The sequence below is a fragment of the Mucilaginibacter sp. KACC 22773 genome (assembly GCF_028736215.1).
Lineage (GTDB): Bacteria > Bacteroidota > Bacteroidia > Sphingobacteriales > Sphingobacteriaceae > Mucilaginibacter.
The window spans coordinates 6,367,052-6,382,548 of record NZ_CP117883.1 but is presented as its reverse complement, the minus strand read 5'-3'; the positions used below and the strand labels follow the sequence as shown (position 1 = coordinate 6,382,548).

At 45.1% G+C, this 15,497-nt stretch carries 11 protein-coding genes; 6 read left to right on the top strand and 5 right to left on the bottom strand.

The genetic code is table 11. From position 1 onward, the window contains the following. Positions 1-46 precede the first annotated feature (46 nt). The 6 genes from galE (at position 47) to PQ469_RS26490 (ending at position 9,790) form a co-directional block, all read left to right on the top strand. Entirely contained in the window at positions 47-1,069 is a 1,023-nt protein-coding gene (galE, locus tag PQ469_RS26515) for a UDP-glucose 4-epimerase GalE (RefSeq protein ID WP_274210373.1), read from the top strand. Positions 1,070-1,084: 15 nt separating this feature from the next. Continuing rightward, positions 1,085-2,137: a dTDP-glucose 4,6-dehydratase gene (gene rfbB, locus PQ469_RS26510; protein WP_274210372.1), complete on the top strand. Its 1,053-nt coding sequence runs from the start codon at positions 1,085-1,087 to the stop codon at positions 2,135-2,137. A gap of 2 nt (positions 2,138-2,139) precedes the next feature. Then, positions 2,140-2,880, top strand: coding sequence for a tyrosine-protein phosphatase (locus tag PQ469_RS26505; protein ID WP_274210371.1), 741 nt, complete (start codon positions 2,140-2,142; stop codon positions 2,878-2,880). Between the two features lie 300 nt (positions 2,881-3,180). After that, positions 3,181-5,565, top strand: a complete 2,385-nt coding sequence (locus PQ469_RS26500; RefSeq protein ID WP_274210370.1) for a beta-glucosidase — start codon at positions 3,181-3,183, stop codon at positions 5,563-5,565. Positions 5,566-5,769: 204 nt separating this feature from the next. Next, positions 5,770-8,106: a glycoside hydrolase family 3 protein gene (locus PQ469_RS26495; RefSeq protein WP_274210369.1), complete on the top strand. Its 2,337-nt coding sequence runs from the start codon at positions 5,770-5,772 to the stop codon at positions 8,104-8,106. A 139-nt stretch (positions 8,107-8,245) separates the two neighbouring features. Continuing rightward, a complete protein-coding gene (locus PQ469_RS26490) occupies positions 8,246-9,790 on the top strand; it encodes a carboxylesterase/lipase family protein (protein ID WP_274210368.1) in 1,545 nt (514 codons plus the stop codon). Positions 9,791-9,881: 91 nt separating this feature from the next. Here the strand turns inward: PQ469_RS26490 and prfH are convergent, their stop codons facing one another. The 5 genes from prfH to pdxA form a co-directional block, all read right to left on the bottom strand. Next, a complete protein-coding gene (gene prfH, locus PQ469_RS26485; protein ID WP_274210367.1) occupies positions 9,882-10,496 on the bottom strand; it encodes a peptide chain release factor H in 615 nt (204 codons plus the stop codon). A gap of 4 nt (positions 10,497-10,500) precedes the next feature. Continuing rightward, the gene (locus PQ469_RS26480; protein WP_274210365.1) at positions 10,501-11,901 is read right to left on the bottom strand and encodes an RtcB family protein; all 1,401 of its coding nucleotides are present in this window, start codon (positions 11,899-11,901) and stop codon (positions 10,501-10,503) included. 11 nt (positions 11,902-11,912) lie between these two features. After that, positions 11,913-12,638 carry a hypothetical protein gene (locus tag PQ469_RS26475; RefSeq protein ID WP_274210364.1) on the bottom strand — a complete coding sequence of 242 codons (726 nt, stop codon included), beginning with the start codon at positions 12,636-12,638 and terminating at the stop codon, positions 11,913-11,915. A gap of 460 nt (positions 12,639-13,098) precedes the next feature. Further along, positions 13,099-14,283 (bottom strand): DUF5009 domain-containing protein, encoded by a 1,185-nt coding sequence (locus PQ469_RS26470; protein ID WP_090640536.1) that lies wholly within the window; start codon positions 14,281-14,283, stop codon positions 13,099-13,101. Between the two features lie 83 nt (positions 14,284-14,366). Continuing rightward, a complete protein-coding gene (pdxA, locus tag PQ469_RS26465; protein ID WP_274210363.1) occupies positions 14,367-15,422 on the bottom strand; it encodes a 4-hydroxythreonine-4-phosphate dehydrogenase PdxA in 1,056 nt (351 codons plus the stop codon). Positions 15,423-15,497 lie beyond the last annotated feature (75 nt).

Sequence of the window (15,497 nt, the reverse complement as noted above, 5' to 3'; positions counted from 1 at the left end):
CATCCATTTGCTTACCTTTATGGCTTACTATATACCCTACTTAAAAATGAAGATATTAGTGACCGGTGGCCTCGGTTTTATTGGCTCCCATACCGTTGTCGAACTGGTAAATGCAGGTTATGAACCCATTATTGTTGACGACCTATCAAACTCAGATCCTAAAATTTTAGATCAGCTGGCCAAAATTATCGGCTACAAACCGGTTTTTCATAAGCTCGACCTGTGCGACGAAGCGGGCGTAAAAGCGCTGGCTGTTGCCGAGCCTGACGTTGCCGGTATCATTCACTTTGCTGCATTCAAGGCAGTAGGAGAGTCAGTTGAGAAGCCATTGAAATACTATCGCAATAATTTTTACTCGCTTATCAATTTACTTGACGCCTATTATGGTAAGCCGCTAAATTTCGTGTTCTCGTCAAGCTGTACCGTTTATGGCCAGCCGGCGCAATTGCCGGTAACAGAAGAAGCCCCTGTGCAGCCGGCTCAGTCGCCTTATGGCAATACCAAACAAATTGCCGAGGAGATTTTGAAGGATATGATAGCTTCTGGTACCAGTAGTTACAAAGTAGTATCATTAAGATATTTTAACCCGGTTGGCGCGCATGAAACCGCGCTTATTGGCGAGTTGCCAATTGGCATACCACAAAACCTGGTGCCTTTTATTACCCAAACCGCCATTGGCAAACGCGAAAAAATAACAGTATTCGGCAATGATTATGACACCCCGGATGGCAGCTGCGTGCGCGATTATATTCATGTGGTTGATTTGGCTAAAGCACACGTTGCTGCGTTAAAATTGGCCGAAAGTGAAAACTACCAGGGCTACGATGTGTTTAACCTTGGTACGGGACAGGGCAGTACGGTATTGGAAGTAATTCACGCTTTTGAAAAGGCTACCGGTGTAAAAGTAAATTACCAGATTGGCCCGCGCCGTGCCGGTGACGTGGAAAAGGTTTGGGGCGATGTAACCAAATCAACCAATAAACTGGGCTGGAAAACGGAGTTAGGCTTGGAAACCATGATGTCATCGGCCTGGGAATGGGAGAAGTATATAGCTCAAAATCCGTTATAAACTAAAATTCAGCAAATGCGAAAAATCATTATTACGGGTGGTGCAGGTTTTATAGGGTCGCACGTGGTGCGCCGTTTTGTGAAAACGTACCCCAATTATAATATTATCAATTTAGATAAGCTAACCTACGCCGGTAACCTCGAAAACTTAAGAGATATCGAAAACGAACCTAATTACAGATTTGTTAAAGGGGATATTGTTGATCTTGCGTTTATAAATAATCTTTTTGATACCGAAAAACCGGATGCTGTAATTCACCTTGCAGCCGAATCGCACGTTGACCGCTCCATTACCAACCCGCTGGAATTTGTGATGACCAACGTGGTAGGTACGGTTAATTTATTGAATGCCGCGCGCGAAAGCTGGAAAAACCGTTATGATCAAACCCGTTTTTACCACGTATCAACCGACGAGGTGTATGGTACTTTGGGCGAAGACGGGATGTTTACCGAAGAAACCGCTTATGATCCGCATTCGCCATACTCGGCATCCAAAGCCAGCTCAGATCATTTTGTGCGGGCTTACCAGGATACTTATGGTCTAAATGCCGTAATATCCAATTGCTCAAACAACTATGGGTCATATCATTTTCCCGAGAAGCTGATACCACTTGCTATCAACAATATTAAACAAAGCAAGCCTGTGCCTGTATACGGCAAAGGCGAAAATATTCGCGACTGGCTTTGGGTAGAAGACCATGCAAGGGCCATTGATGTAATATTCCACAATGCCAAAGCCGGCCAAACCTACAACATTGGCGGCCATAACGAATGGAAAAACATCGACCTGATTAATTTGTTGTGTACCATTTTGGATAAAAAACTGGGCCGTGCCGAAGGTGAATCGGCAAAGCTGATCACTTATGTTACTGATAGGGCAGGCCATGACCTGCGTTATGCTATAGATGCCACCAAACTAAAAACCGAGCTTGGCTGGGTACCAAGTATTACTTTTGAAGAAGGGTTGGAAAAAACCGTAGATTGGTACCTTGCAAATGAAGAGTGGCTTAGCCATGTAACTTCGGGTAGCTACCAGCAATATTACAAGGGGCAGTACAATAACCGTTAACTATGTTTGGTTTTTTTAAAAGCAAAAAGGAAAAAAAGGAGATAACTTTCAACTATGAGTCGATCATGGTTGATATGCACTCGCATGTTTTGCCGGGGATTGATGATGGGGCACAAACACCGGAAGATTCCATAATCCTGATTAGGAAAATGATGGACCTGGGAATAAAAAAGATCATTGCTACCCCACACGTAATGATCGATTTTTATCGCAACACGCCCGAAACCATCGCCGCATCGCTTGAATTACTGAAAGCCGAACTGGTAAAAGAAAATATAGATATCCCGATTGAAACTGCTGCCGAACATTATTTTGATGAAACCTTTGAGGCTCGTGTAAATGAAGGCAAGCTTATGACCATGGGCGATAATTATGTGCTGTTTGAATTTTCATTTATCAACAAACCGCCCAATGTTATACCGGTTTTACAAAAAATGAACGATTTAGGATATAAACCCATTTTGGCCCATCCCGAAAGATATCCATATATGGACCTGGAGCAATTCAAAAATATTAAGGGCTGGGGCTGCAGTATGCAACTAAACACAATATCGTTAACAGGTTATTACGGTCGCGAAGTAAAAAAACAGGCAGAATTGTTGGTTGACAATGAGATGATAGATTTTATATCAAGCGACATGCACCATGAAAGACATGCACAGGCCCTCAAAGACGCCCTGCGCACTACTTACCTGGAGAAACTTATGTTTGATACCCCGTTGAAAAATAAGCTTCTTTTTTGACGGTAAAAATCTAAAAAATAATGCCTGGGTTTTCGATGATCCAAATTTCAAAAAACAAATAGCAACTAATGAAAAGACGCTCTAACGGGCGTCTTTTTTGCTTTCCGGGCCCGTTTTTTTATTAGAAGCTGCAAGCTCAACTAAATTATGCTAACGGCCTGCCGTGCAAAAATCTTTACGTATCCCTTGCTATTTCAAAACATAATATATACTATTGTGTATTATTGACACAATGCTATTGTTTGCTGTTAATAAACCAGTTGTAACCAATTATTAAGCACTCTTTTTTAATCCTTAATCATGAAAATAAGCTCCAGATCTGGTATTGCTATTGTAATTATGTGGGCAGCCGGCAGTTTTAATTCAACTGTACAGGCCCAGACCAAAAAACAACCGCTGCAGTTGCGGGCAAACAATGTAAAGCAGATAGTAGCTGCGATGACGTTGGAAGAAAAATCAAAGCTGGTTGTAGGCATGGGTTTTAAAATGCCAGGTATGCCCCCTCCTGTAAAGGGCAAAAAGCCCGAAGCAATAGATATTGGCGGATTTAAACTGCCTCCATCAGATCCTGATGCTTATAACATTCCCGAAAAGGTTCCGGGTGCCGCGGGCCGTACCCATGCTATTCCACGTTTGGGAATTCCATCCATGACGGTTTCTGACGGCCCGGCAGGTTTACGTATCGAACCTATCCGCGATGGCGATAAATCAAAAACGTATTACGCCACTGCTTTCCCGGTGGCAACCTTATTGGCCAGCAGCTGGGATACCCAATTGGTAAATAAAGTAGGCGTTGCCTTTGGTAACGAAGTGCGCGAATATGGTGTGGATATTTTATTGGCGCCAGGCATGAACATCCATCGCAATCCCCTTGGTGGCCGTAATTTTGAATACTACTCCGAAGATCCGCTTGTTGCTGGTAACATGACTGCGGCCATTGTAAACGGCGTTCAGTCAAACGGCGTAGGTACCTCTATAAAACATTATGCGGCCAATAACCAGGAAACCAATCGTAATTCTATCAACACCATTGTGAGCGAAAGGGCTATGCGCGAGATTTATCTAAAAGGCTTTGGCATCGCTGTGAAAAAATCACAACCGTGGACGGTAATGTCATCCTACAATAAATTGAACGGAACTTATACTTCTGAAAGACGCGACCTGTTAACCACCGTTTTAAAAGACGAGTGGGGGCTGAAAGGCTTTGTGATGACAGATTGGTTTGGCGGCAAAGATCCCGTGGCGCAAATGAAAGCCGGTAACGACCTCATTATGCCGGGTAGTCCAAGCCAGTCGGAGGCTATTGTGGCTGCGGTTAAGGATGGGTCATTGAGTATCAAGCAGCTGAATGCCAATGTAGAACGGATGCTGAACGTAATTGTTAAGTCGCCATCCTTCACCAAATACAAATATTCAGATGCGCCTGATCTGCCGGCTCATGCTAAAGTAGCACGCGAGGCAGCTGCCCAGGGCATGGTACTGCTTAAGAACGGCGATCATGCTTTACCATTTTATCCTGCAAAAAGGATAGCTGTATTTGGCAATACCAGCTATGATATTATTGCAGGCGGCACAGGTAGCGGCGATGTTAACAAGGCGTACACCATATCGTTGATGCAGGGTTTAACAAACGCCGGTTTTAAAGTGCAGGAAAAGCTATCAGGCAGCTACGCTGCTTACCTGGCCGATATGAAGCTAAAACAACCCAAGCCTAAAAATTTCTTTGATCATCCTGCTCCAATTCCCGAAATGGATGTAAATGGCATGGTGGCCGATGAAGCTGCCGGTGCCGACGAAGCACTCATCACCATCGGCAGAAATGCCGGCGAAGGGGCCGATAGGAAACTGGAAGGCGACTACTATTTAAATGATGCCGAAAAAGGCCTGATTAGAGGTGTAGCCGATGCTTTCCATGCCAAGGGAAAAAAGGTTGTTGTAGTGTTAAATATTGGCGGTGTTATTGATGTTGCCAGCTGGCGCGATGAGGTAGATGGTATTTTGCTGGCATGGCAGCCAGGCCTTGAGGCAGGTAACGCCATTGCCGATGTTTTAGGCGGCATGGTTAACCCATCGGGTAAGTTGGCCACCACTTTCCCAATGGATTATAAAGATGTGCCATCGGCAAATAATTTCCCGGGTACGCCCGCAGCTAAACCCGAATCTGTTACTTATGAGGAAGGAATTTATGTTGGCTATCGTTATTATGATGCCGCCAAAGTAAAACCGGCCTATGAGTTTGGTTACGGTTTATCTTACACCAAATTTAAATTTAGTGACCTGAAGCTGAGCTCCCCAAACTTTATGCGCAGCATTACGGCTACTGTAACGGTTAAAAACACAGGCGATATTGCAGGTAAAGAAGTAGTGCAGTTATACCTGAGCGCACCTAAAAAAGATATTGATAAACCAGAGCAGGAATTAAAGGCATTTGCTAAAACCCGACTACTGGCAGCCGGCGAATCGCAAACCTTAAGCTTTACCATTAAAGCAGCCGACCTGGCATCTTTTTACACCAGCCGCGAAGCCTGGATAGCCGATGCCGGTAAATATGAAGTTAGGGTTGGTTCATCATCAAGACAGATAGAAGAAAAAGCCTCGTTTAAGCTGGCCAAGGATATTACCGTTGAAAAAGTGGTTAAAGCGTTGACCCCGGAGGTCGCTATCAATGAGTTGAAGCTGAAATAACTGTTCACTCCCGTCATTGCGAGGCACGAAGCAATCCCAAACTATGTGGGACTTAGCATGTCGGGGATTGCTTCGTGCCTCGCAATGACGTTTTTTCGCACATATATTAACTAAACTAAACTATCAAGCCTTTGCGACTACGGTTGCAAAGGCTTTTACAGGTACAAGGCAATTATAAATACAAACCAAACAATTACAATCTTCATGGCAAATCAATTCAAATTTATCGCGTTGCTCTGGCTGCTGCCTGCAACCGCCGCTATGGCTCAAACTAAATGGACCGAGAAAAAATCGGGTGATATTGTTTTTGTAAACAATAGCGGCGGGCAGCAACTGGGTTATGCCACCACATCGGGCGTAAAGATATTAACGGTTGATGGCCTGGCTTTTAAAGACCTGAACAAAAACGGCAAGCTGGATAAATATGAAGATTGGCGCTTGCCTGTTGACGTGCGGGCCAGGGACCTCGCATCGCAAATGAGTGTAGAACAAATTGCCGGGCTGATGTTATATAGCAGGCACCAGCCCATACCGGCAGCACCCGCTGGCCCATTTAAAGGTACTTATGGCGGTAAAGTATTTGCCGAGAGCGGTGCCAACCCCTATGACCTGTCCGATCAGCAGAAACAGTTTTTAGAAAAAGATAATGTACGCCATGTGCTCATAACATCGGTACAAAGCCCCGAAATTGCAGCGCAATGGAATAATAACGCACAGGCGTTTGTAGAAGGTTTAGGATTGGGTATACCCAACAATAACAGTTCCGATCCGCGCCACGGCACCGTTGCCACGGCCGAGTATAATGCAGGGGCTGGCGGCGCCATTTCTATGTGGCCCGGCTCGTTAGGTTTCGCGGCAACATTTGATCCAAAGGTGGTTGAAAACTTTGGTCATATAGCAGCTCTGGAATACAGGGCTCTGGGTATTGCCACGGCGCTATCACCACAGGTAGATATCGCAACCGAGCCACGCTGGGCCCGTGTAAGCGGTACTTTTGGCGAAGACCCGCAGTTATCCGCCGATATGGCGCGGGGTTACATTGATGGCTTTCAGACATCCACAGGCGATAAAGAAATTAACGGCGGCTGGGGCTATGGCAGCGTTAATGCCATGGTAAAACATTGGCCTGGTGGCGGCGCGGGTGAAGGTGGCCGCGACGCGCATTATGGCTATGGCAAATACGCGGTTTATCCCGGTAATAATTTTAAGCAGCATTTAATCCCTTTTACCGAAGGGGCTTTTAAGCTGAATGGAAAAACAGGTATGGCTGCCTCAGTTATGCCCTACTATACCATATCTTTTAACCAGGATACCAAAAATAAAGAGAACGTTGCCAACAATTATAACTCTTATATCATTAACGACCTGCTGCGCAAAAAATACAAATTTGACGGGGTGGTTTGTACCGATTGGCTGGTTACCGGCGACGAAACCGCTGTAAATGTTTTCCTGTCGGGAAAGTCATGGGGAGTAGAGGGCTTGTCGGTGGCGCAACGCCATTACAAAATATTGATGGCCGGTGTTGACCAGTTTGGCGGTAACAACGAGGTTGCACCTGTGATTGCAGCTTACCAGATGGGCGTGAAGGACCACGGAGAAGCATTTATGCGGGCAAGGTTTGAACAATCGGCTGTACGCTTGCTGCGCAATATATTCAGGACAGGCTTGTTTGAAAACCCGTATTTAGATCCCGAAGCTACTAAAGCTGTTGTCGGCAATCCCGAATTTATGAATGCGGGTTATGCAGCTCAGCTTAAATCAATAGTTATGCTTAAAAATAAAGGCAACGTTTTACCATTACAAACCGGCAAAACCGTTTACGTGCCTAAAAAGTTCACCCCCGCCGGGCGCAATTTCCTGGGAATGGAAACTCCCGAGAAATTAGAATACCCGGTTAATATGGAAACTGTGAAAAAATATTTCAAGGTAACCGAAAATCCCGAGGAGGCCGATTATGCCCTGGTATTCATCAATAGCCCTAATAGCGGTGGTGGTTACAATAGCCAGGATGCCAAAAACGGCGGTACGGGTTACGTACCTATCAGCCTGCAGTACGGCGAATACAAAGCGGTTGATGCCCGCGCCACAAGCATAGCCGGCGGCGACCCGTTAGAAAAATTTACCAACCGGACCTACAAGGATAAATCAGCAACAGCCATTAACGTTACCGACATGGCAATGGTGAATGATACCTATGCGAAAATGAAAGGCAAGCCTGTTATTGTATCGGTAAATATGGCCAACCCAATGGTGTTTTCTGAATTTGAAAAAAACGCGAATGCCATTGTGGTGGATTTTGGTGTGCAGGGCCAGGCTACATTAGATATCCTCACCGGCAAAACCGAACCATCGGCATTATTACCGCTGCAAATGCCTGCAGATATGAAAACCGTAGAGCAGCAGTTTGAAGATGTACCCCATGATATGAAATGCTATACCGACGATCAGGGCCATGTTTATGATTTTGGTTACGGTTTAAACTGGAAAGGCGTTATCAGCGATGCCCGTACGGCAAAATATAAGGTTAGTGCAAAGCCGTAAATGGGGCGTTCTATCTTCCATCCGTCATTGCGAGGTACGAAGCAATCCCGAACTATGTGGGACTTAGCATATAGGGATTGCTTCGTACCTCGCAATGACGGATTTTTGACATTTAAAATATGGTATAAATAAAATCTATATGAAAAATTACTTTACATTGTTTTTATTGATATTGACAAGTGGTGCCATATGCTATGCACAAAGGAGTAGCCTTAACACGGTAAAAACCAACAGCGGGATGGTATCCGGCAATGCTAACAGCGATGGCACCGTTCACATATTCAAAGGTATCCCCTTTGCCGCCCCACCGGTTGGCAGTTTGCGCTGGAAAGAACCTCAGCCCGTAACACCATGGGCGGGTGTTAAACATTGCACAGCGTTTTCGGCCAGCCCTATGCAGGCCAGGCCCGATGAGTTTGGTGTTTATACCCGCGAGTTTTTGATCCCTTGCCAACCCATCAGCGAGGATTGCCTGTACCTGAACGTGTGGACCAACGCCACATCATCCGCTGATAAAAAGCCGGTACTGGTATATATTTATGGAGGTGGTTTTGGATCAGGCGGAGCGGCTTGCCCTATTTACGATGGCGAAGCAACAGCCAAAAAAGGCGTTGTTTTTGTTGTGATTAATTATAGGGTCGGGATTTTTGGTTTTTTCGCTCATCCCGAACTTAGTAAAGAATCGGGCCACAATGCCTCTGGCAATTATGGTTTGATGGATCAGTTGGCTGCGCTTAAGTGGGTAAAACAAAATATCAAAAATTTTGGCGGCGATCCTGGCAATGTCACCATAGCCGGCCAGTCGGCCGGCGCCATGAGTGTGAATTGTTTAGTAGCCTCTCCTTTAGCAAAGGGACTGTTTCAAAAGGCTATCGCCGAAAGTGGGGCCATGTTTATTAGCGGCCCATTCGGATCGCCAACATTACAGGAGGCCGAACAAAGCGGATTAAAATTAGCACGGCAATTAAAAGCAAACACAATTGCCGATATGCGGAATATTCCCGCCGCCGATTTGCTCAATAAATGGCAGGCACGCCCCATTATTGATGGCTATGTATTGCCTGAAACCATTGCGGGGACTTTTGCCGCGAACAAAGAGAACCCAGTAGCCTTACTTACCGGCTGGAATGAAGACGATGCCTTTGTAGGCAAATTGAAAACCGCCGAAGAATATAAAAAGCAGATAGCCGAACAATACGGCGATAAAGCGGCCGCCTTTTTACAACATTACCCCGGAAATACTGATGCTGAGGCCGCGCGGTCGCAAATAAATATCAGCCGCGATCAAATCTTCGGTATTCAAAACTACACCTGGGCAAATGTGCAGAGCAATAAAAAGCAGGCTAAAGTATATGTTTACCGCTTTACCCGCCGCCTGCCTGCCACGCCCGATTTTGTAAAATACGGCGCGTTCCATACCGGCGAGGTGGCTTATGCCTATGACAACCTGAAATTTTTAAACCGGCCATGGGAGCCTATCGACCAGCAATTGGCCACAACTATATCTACCTACTGGACAAATTTTGCCAAAACCGGTAATCCAAATGGCGATGGTTTGCCGCTATGGCCCAGCTATAATGCCACCGATCATCAAATAATGATATTGGGCGAAACGCCTGCGGCTAAGGCGTTACCTGATAAAGCGGCCTTAGATTTTATGGTTGGTTTGATGGGAGGGAAGTAATTCGCGAAAAGTAGATTTACGAAGTTTTTGAAACTTCGTAAATCTGTGCGAGGCTATTTGGCGTTTAACACCTTACTGCCGGTTGCAAAAATTACAATGCGGCCCTGATTACTTTCACCGGGTTGCCGCGCTCCAAAGAGTGGTGTGCCATCCATTGGCTTTCCAGCTGTACTATTTGCTTTTCGGCCTGCATAGCCATAAGCTTAGCCTCCAGGCGCTCGGCACAAAGTTTTTTATTTTGTAATTGCGAACGGCTATCCATAACTAATACTTGCAGCCCTGTGGGTATATGCGTCCCTCGTACTGCTGTTTCTACCTTGTTTACATTTTGCCCTCCGGGGCCCGATGCACGCAAGGTTTCAAACTTTATATCGTTAGGATTAAACTTTACCTGCTCATCAACACTAAAAATGCCCACCCCAACAAACCAGTTTTTGCGTTTGTGGAATTTGCGGTACGGGCTTTGCGCTATCCACTGTACAGTGCCGTTCCACTCGTTTATAAAACCATCTGTATTATCGCCCTGCAACAGGAGGGTTGATGATAATAACGTGTTATTTAATTCAGCCTTTTTGTTTTCTATCACCGATAAGTCCAGCCCGCTGCCGGAGGCTTGTTTCAACATCAAATCCTGTACTTTGGCTACCACCAGGCAGCATTCCAACGGGCCTTTGCCTGCTGTTATTTGTATGATTAATTTTTTCATTTTATTATTCTTTATTCATGCGTACAATGCGCGGCCAAAATTTGCCCTGTATGGCCACCAGTTCGGTTTGCGCCTGCATTACCAATTCAATATCCTTATAGGCTGCTGGGTTCTCCTCGATACTGCCGTCAATCAACGTTACATCAGCCCCGGCCAGCATTTTTTTCATTGCCGATTTGGTGGTGCTACCCCTGGCATCATGCCTGCTCATGGCCCGGCCGGCACCATGCGATGCCGAGTATAAGGCATCAGCATTGCCCTTACCCATTACCAAATAAGCAGGAGTGGCCATACTGCCGGGGATGATGCCCAACTCGCCCACATGTGCAGGCGTTGCCCCTTTGCGGTGAATGATGGCTTCGGTGCCATCTGTAAGTTTGTCTTTCCAGGCAAAATTGTGATGGTTTTCTATCTTACAAAGAGCTTTTAACCCAAGCGCTTTTAACAGGTTGCTATGTATCCGGTCGTGACAGGCTTTGGCATAATTGCCGGCCAGGGTCATGCTTAACCAGTACTCCTGCCCGGCTTCGGTATCCAGATCAAGCCAGGCCAGGGGCTGCGCTTCGCGCGGGAGCTTGCAGGTATTCATGGCCACCTGTGTATAATGGCGGGCAATATTTGCGCCCAGCCCGCGGCTGCCCGAATGAGTAAGCAAAGCCATATAGGTTTTAGCCGGTAAGCCCGTCGTGTTATTCTCGGCCAGTTCTATCACACCAAACTCCACAAAATGGTTGCCGCCGCCCGATGTGCCTAATTGCTGCACAACTTTACCATGCAGTTTTTTAAGCAGCGGTGTTTCATTAAATAGGGAGTTATCCAATACTTCATCATACTGGGGTACAGCCAGACTGCCTTCCATGCCAAAATGTGTCCATTTGCCTATCGCCTGTTTAATTTGATGATCATACCGTTTGATGAATTTTTCTTCAGCATCAATAATAGTTAAGGCCATGCGGCAGCCAATATCGATACCTACCCCGTAGGGGATCACCGCGTTGCGGGTGGCCAATACGCCCCCGATAGGCAAGCCATAACCACTGTGCGCATCGGGCATTAAGGCGCCACGGATACTGATGGGTAATGACAGCGCCAGGGCCATTTGTTTTTTGGCTATCTCCTCAATTTCATCGGTCCCATAAATTTTAATAGGGGCGGGCTCGTCCATCAGCTTAAATGTTTTTGATGCCGGTTCTGCCTCACCCTGAATAAATGCTTCAGCTATTTTTTGCAACCGGTCATCGCCGGTATAGGCAGCCGGGTTATCCCGCACAGCGGTTAATAATGCCAATACATCGGCTTTGTTGCTGTGCTTGTAGTACCGGGCTACTGTATTGATGGCGAGGCTTTTTAATGCATCGCCTGTGAAGCCTATTTTATCTAATTCTTTTGTTTTTAAATTGCCCATAAGGGTGCTGTTTAATAGCCCGTATATTCCTCTTGTAACGAATACAGGGGTTTGTTTTTTAATTCGTTCTTGTATTTTTTTTGTTCCTCGCGCCACTTCCAATATTTGTGCCGGCTACCGCCAACCAACTTCGACATCCGTGGTTGCAGGTTTTCGCGGTCAATCCTGTTTTTGATTTGCTTGATCTGCCTTTCCAGCAATTCATCGTGCTGTTTTTTCTCATATATTATATGGGGTTTTACAACCAATACAAATCGCCAGGTTTCCATACAGTGATACTCGGTTATCATCGCTTTTTTCCTGACCGACCATACTTCTTTAGGACTAAAAAGAATTTTTTCCCTATCCGTTAGCTTAAGGGTGTTGCGCAGCCAGTCGTATTCGTCAATTACCCGCAAAAGCTGCTGCTTTTCAGAATACACATATTTCCCTCGCTTTCTTTTCCTCTTTTTAAAAGCGCGGTCATGATGATATTGAACAGTATTGATCTTTTTGAGCAGGTTTTGATAAAATTCTCCCTTAGTACTGCGTAAGATATCGCCACGCAAAACAAACAGCCGTTTCCAGCCACTTTGGTAGGGGATTTCCAATGGCACCATAGGCAACTTATACTTTGTTGCCCACAATATGTCAAGCTGTTTATCCAACCTGATCAATTGTTTATCGAAATCTTTTTTTACGAGCCGTTTCTTTCTCCGGGCCGACTTTTTAATGTACGGCCAATCATGCATGTCCATCGGACTTGTTCGTTTAATGTTTTGTCAATCTGTTTATGATTTTCAAAAGTTCATCCGCCGTGGCGGATATACCCATTTTGAAATTGCAGCAAACCACGAAACTTAAAAATCCGGCGACATGCAAAACCTTAAGGCGTTAAAAAAAACGACAATTACAAAATGCTATTTCGGTAAAAAAGGGTTGCTGTCCACCTGTTTCAGGTAGTGCACTAATGGGATATGGATGAGATACTCTGCGTCATGATTCCTGATTATTATGGGTTAACAATTAAGGAATTGCTGCAAATGTGCAATTATTTTTTGAAAAGGCGAAGGAATTAAAATTAATGCTGATGAGCGGGCAAAGCAAGATAGTCTTCATTTAACGATAAATTGACGGATTGTATTTAGCCCAAAGTCTTAAGCTCTAAGTCAAAAAAAATCGACTTTAGACTTACGACTTAGTACTATTGACTTAACACTAAATCTTCAGCCTAACATTTATTTTATCCAGCAGCCCGGTAAGCCAAACCATTACAAAAGCAAAAACAATGCATTTGATCAGTCCGCCGGTGCCCTGGCTAAGGTATTCGGGGTAGCCAATGTTGCTCATTTCATACAAGGGATAAAATATAAAAGGAACAATATAGCAGGTGAATGTATTGGTGCCTGCCGGCTCAATAATTTTAAACCATTTGTATTTGTGCTTAAAATCAACCACAAAAATAAATATGGCATAAGCTATCAGGCTGATGCCGGTACATATTAAAACCCACGAAGGGGTATCCCTTGTTTTATTAATGCCGCCGCTAAAGTAGCGCACAATAAAGCCCAGGTTAAACAATATGATGGCAATGAGTATTAGTGCCGCCCATAACATTTTAAGCTCGTTATTGGCCTTAAGGCGCATGTACAGCACCGATACAAACACCCCTGCCATGGTAAAAGCCTGCATGGCGCCATTGCCCGCTATCCAAACGTATTGCTGTACCGGTTCTAAAAAATTAAAGAAACCAAAATGAACATCCAGGTTAAACATCATGAAAAATATCCAGGCCGTGGCCTGTATCCATAAATGCCCGCCCGAGTAATAGTAAATAAGCGCGCATACCAGGTAGCTCCAGCCTATCAGCCCCAAAATGCCCCACCAGCTAAAATGCAGCCAGGTATGTCCCGGATCGCTGGTGCGGTACAGGGCCGACATGGCTATCAGCAACGCTACTCCAAAACCCTGCAGCAGGTAACGTTTCAGGTTGCTGGTATCTTTGCTGTAATCTAAAAATATAAAAAAAAAGCTGAAGGTAACCAGGCTTTCCCATACGGGTTTGGGCAGGGCGGTGGCAGCCTCATTATAGGTTTCCATATTGGCGTGAAAAAAACCAATGAACACCAGCGCCAGCGACCTGCTGGCTATGCGCGACAATAATTTATAATTACCGCTTTTTAACCTGTTTTGAAATGCGAAGGGGATAGATAAGCCAACGATAAATAAAAAAGCCGGGAAAATAGTATCTGCCAAACCCAGTCCATCAGCGTTTTCGGCAACGTGCTTGAGCCATTGGGGCGTACCCGGAATACCGTCAAGATCATTCACAAAAATCATGAGCAGCATCGTAAAGGCACGAAAAGCATCGATGGATCGTATCCGGTCCGAAAAAGTATTCATCAAGGGAGTAAATGCATTAGTAAAGCAAATGTTTTAACTAAACGGTAATTAAATTGAAACATTATGGTTACTAAATGGTTTTTTTAGTCCCTGTCGCGGCTCAGTTTGCTAAATGCCAAGGGGTTTTCGTTCAGTTCCAGCGTTTCGCGGCGATGCTTAACTATGTGAATAGCAGTAAATAAGGCCTCGCGGAAAGATACCTCCGATGCCAGGTTTTTACCGGCAATGTCATAAGCGGTACCATGATCTGGCGACGTGCGTACAAATTTTAATCCCGCGGTAAAATTCACCCCCGATTCAAAAGCAATTTGTTTAAAAGGGATCAGCCCCTGGTCGTGGTACATGGCCAGCACCGCATCAAACTGCAGGTAAGTGCCATTGGCAAAAAAGCCATCGGCAGGGTAGGGGCCAAAAGCCAGTACATCGTTATCGCGGGCAAGTTCAATAGCGGGTATAATGGTATCCTTTTCTTCGTGGCCAATTAAACCGTTATCGCTGGCATGCGGATTTAGCCCCAGTACGGCAATTTTGGGTTTGCGTATCCAGAAATCATTTTGCAAACTGTGGTTCATCAGCTTAAGCTTGGCCACAATTTTATCAATAGTAATACTTTCAGATATTTTTGATACCGGGATATGGCCGGTAACCACGCCAACACGTAAGGTATCGCTCACCAAAAACATCAGCGATTCGGCCGCGCCGTCGCGCTCCTGCAAATACTCGGTATGGCCGGGAAAGTTAAATTTATCGTTCTGGATGTTATCTTTATTAATAGGCGCTGTAACCAGGGCATCAATGTAACCCTCCTTTAAATCGTAAGTGGCACGCTCCAACGAAATAAATGCGTATTTACCACCGGCTTCGGTAACCATGCCCGGTTCAATTTTTACGTCCTCTTCCCAGCAATTAATCATGTTGGGTTTTTTATGCTGGGTTTGCGATGGGTCGTTAATTACCTGGAAATTCAGTTCGGCAATATTAGTAGCCCTGCGGTGGAACGACGCCACCTTGGTATGGCCATAAACAATAGGCGTACAATAATCATAAATTTTACTATCGGCCAGGGTTTTAATAATTATCTCTAAACCTATTCCGTTAACGTCGCCTATGCTGATGCCTACTTTTATTTTATCGCTCATTTTATCTTTTATGATCTCACCGATTTTTATATGGTTTCACCAATTATTTTTGGTGTCTTCACTCGTCAATCCGTG

Excerpts from the sequence above, each read along its gene's own strand:
- galE (WP_274210373.1), top strand. The coding sequence starts at position 47 with ATGAAGATATTAGTGACCGGTGGCCTCGGTTTTATTGGCTCCCATACC.
- rfbB (WP_274210372.1), top strand. The coding sequence starts at position 1,085 with ATGCGAAAAATCATTATTACGGGTGGTGCAGGTTTTATAGGGTCGCAC.
- PQ469_RS26505 (WP_274210371.1), top strand. The coding sequence starts at position 2,140 with ATGTTTGGTTTTTTTAAAAGCAAAAAGGAAAAAAAGGAGATAACTTTC.
- PQ469_RS26500 (WP_274210370.1), top strand. The coding sequence starts at position 3,181 with ATGAAAATAAGCTCCAGATCTGGTATTGCTATTGTAATTATGTGGGCA.
- PQ469_RS26495 (WP_274210369.1), top strand. The coding sequence starts at position 5,770 with ATGGCAAATCAATTCAAATTTATCGCGTTGCTCTGGCTGCTGCCTGCA.
- PQ469_RS26490 (WP_274210368.1), top strand. The coding sequence starts at position 8,246 with ATGAAAAATTACTTTACATTGTTTTTATTGATATTGACAAGTGGTGCC.
- prfH (WP_274210367.1), bottom strand. The coding sequence starts at position 10,496 with ATGAAAAAATTAATCATACAAATAACAGCAGGCAAAGGCCCGTTGGAA.
- PQ469_RS26480 (WP_274210365.1), bottom strand. The coding sequence starts at position 11,901 with ATGGGCAATTTAAAAACAAAAGAATTAGATAAAATAGGCTTCACAGGC.
- PQ469_RS26475 (WP_274210364.1), bottom strand. The coding sequence starts at position 12,638 with ATGGACATGCATGATTGGCCGTACATTAAAAAGTCGGCCCGGAGAAAG.
- PQ469_RS26470 (WP_090640536.1), bottom strand. The coding sequence starts at position 14,283 with ATGAATACTTTTTCGGACCGGATACGATCCATCGATGCTTTTCGTGCC.
- pdxA (WP_274210363.1), bottom strand. The coding sequence starts at position 15,422 with ATGAGCGATAAAATAAAAGTAGGCATCAGCATAGGCGACGTTAACGGA.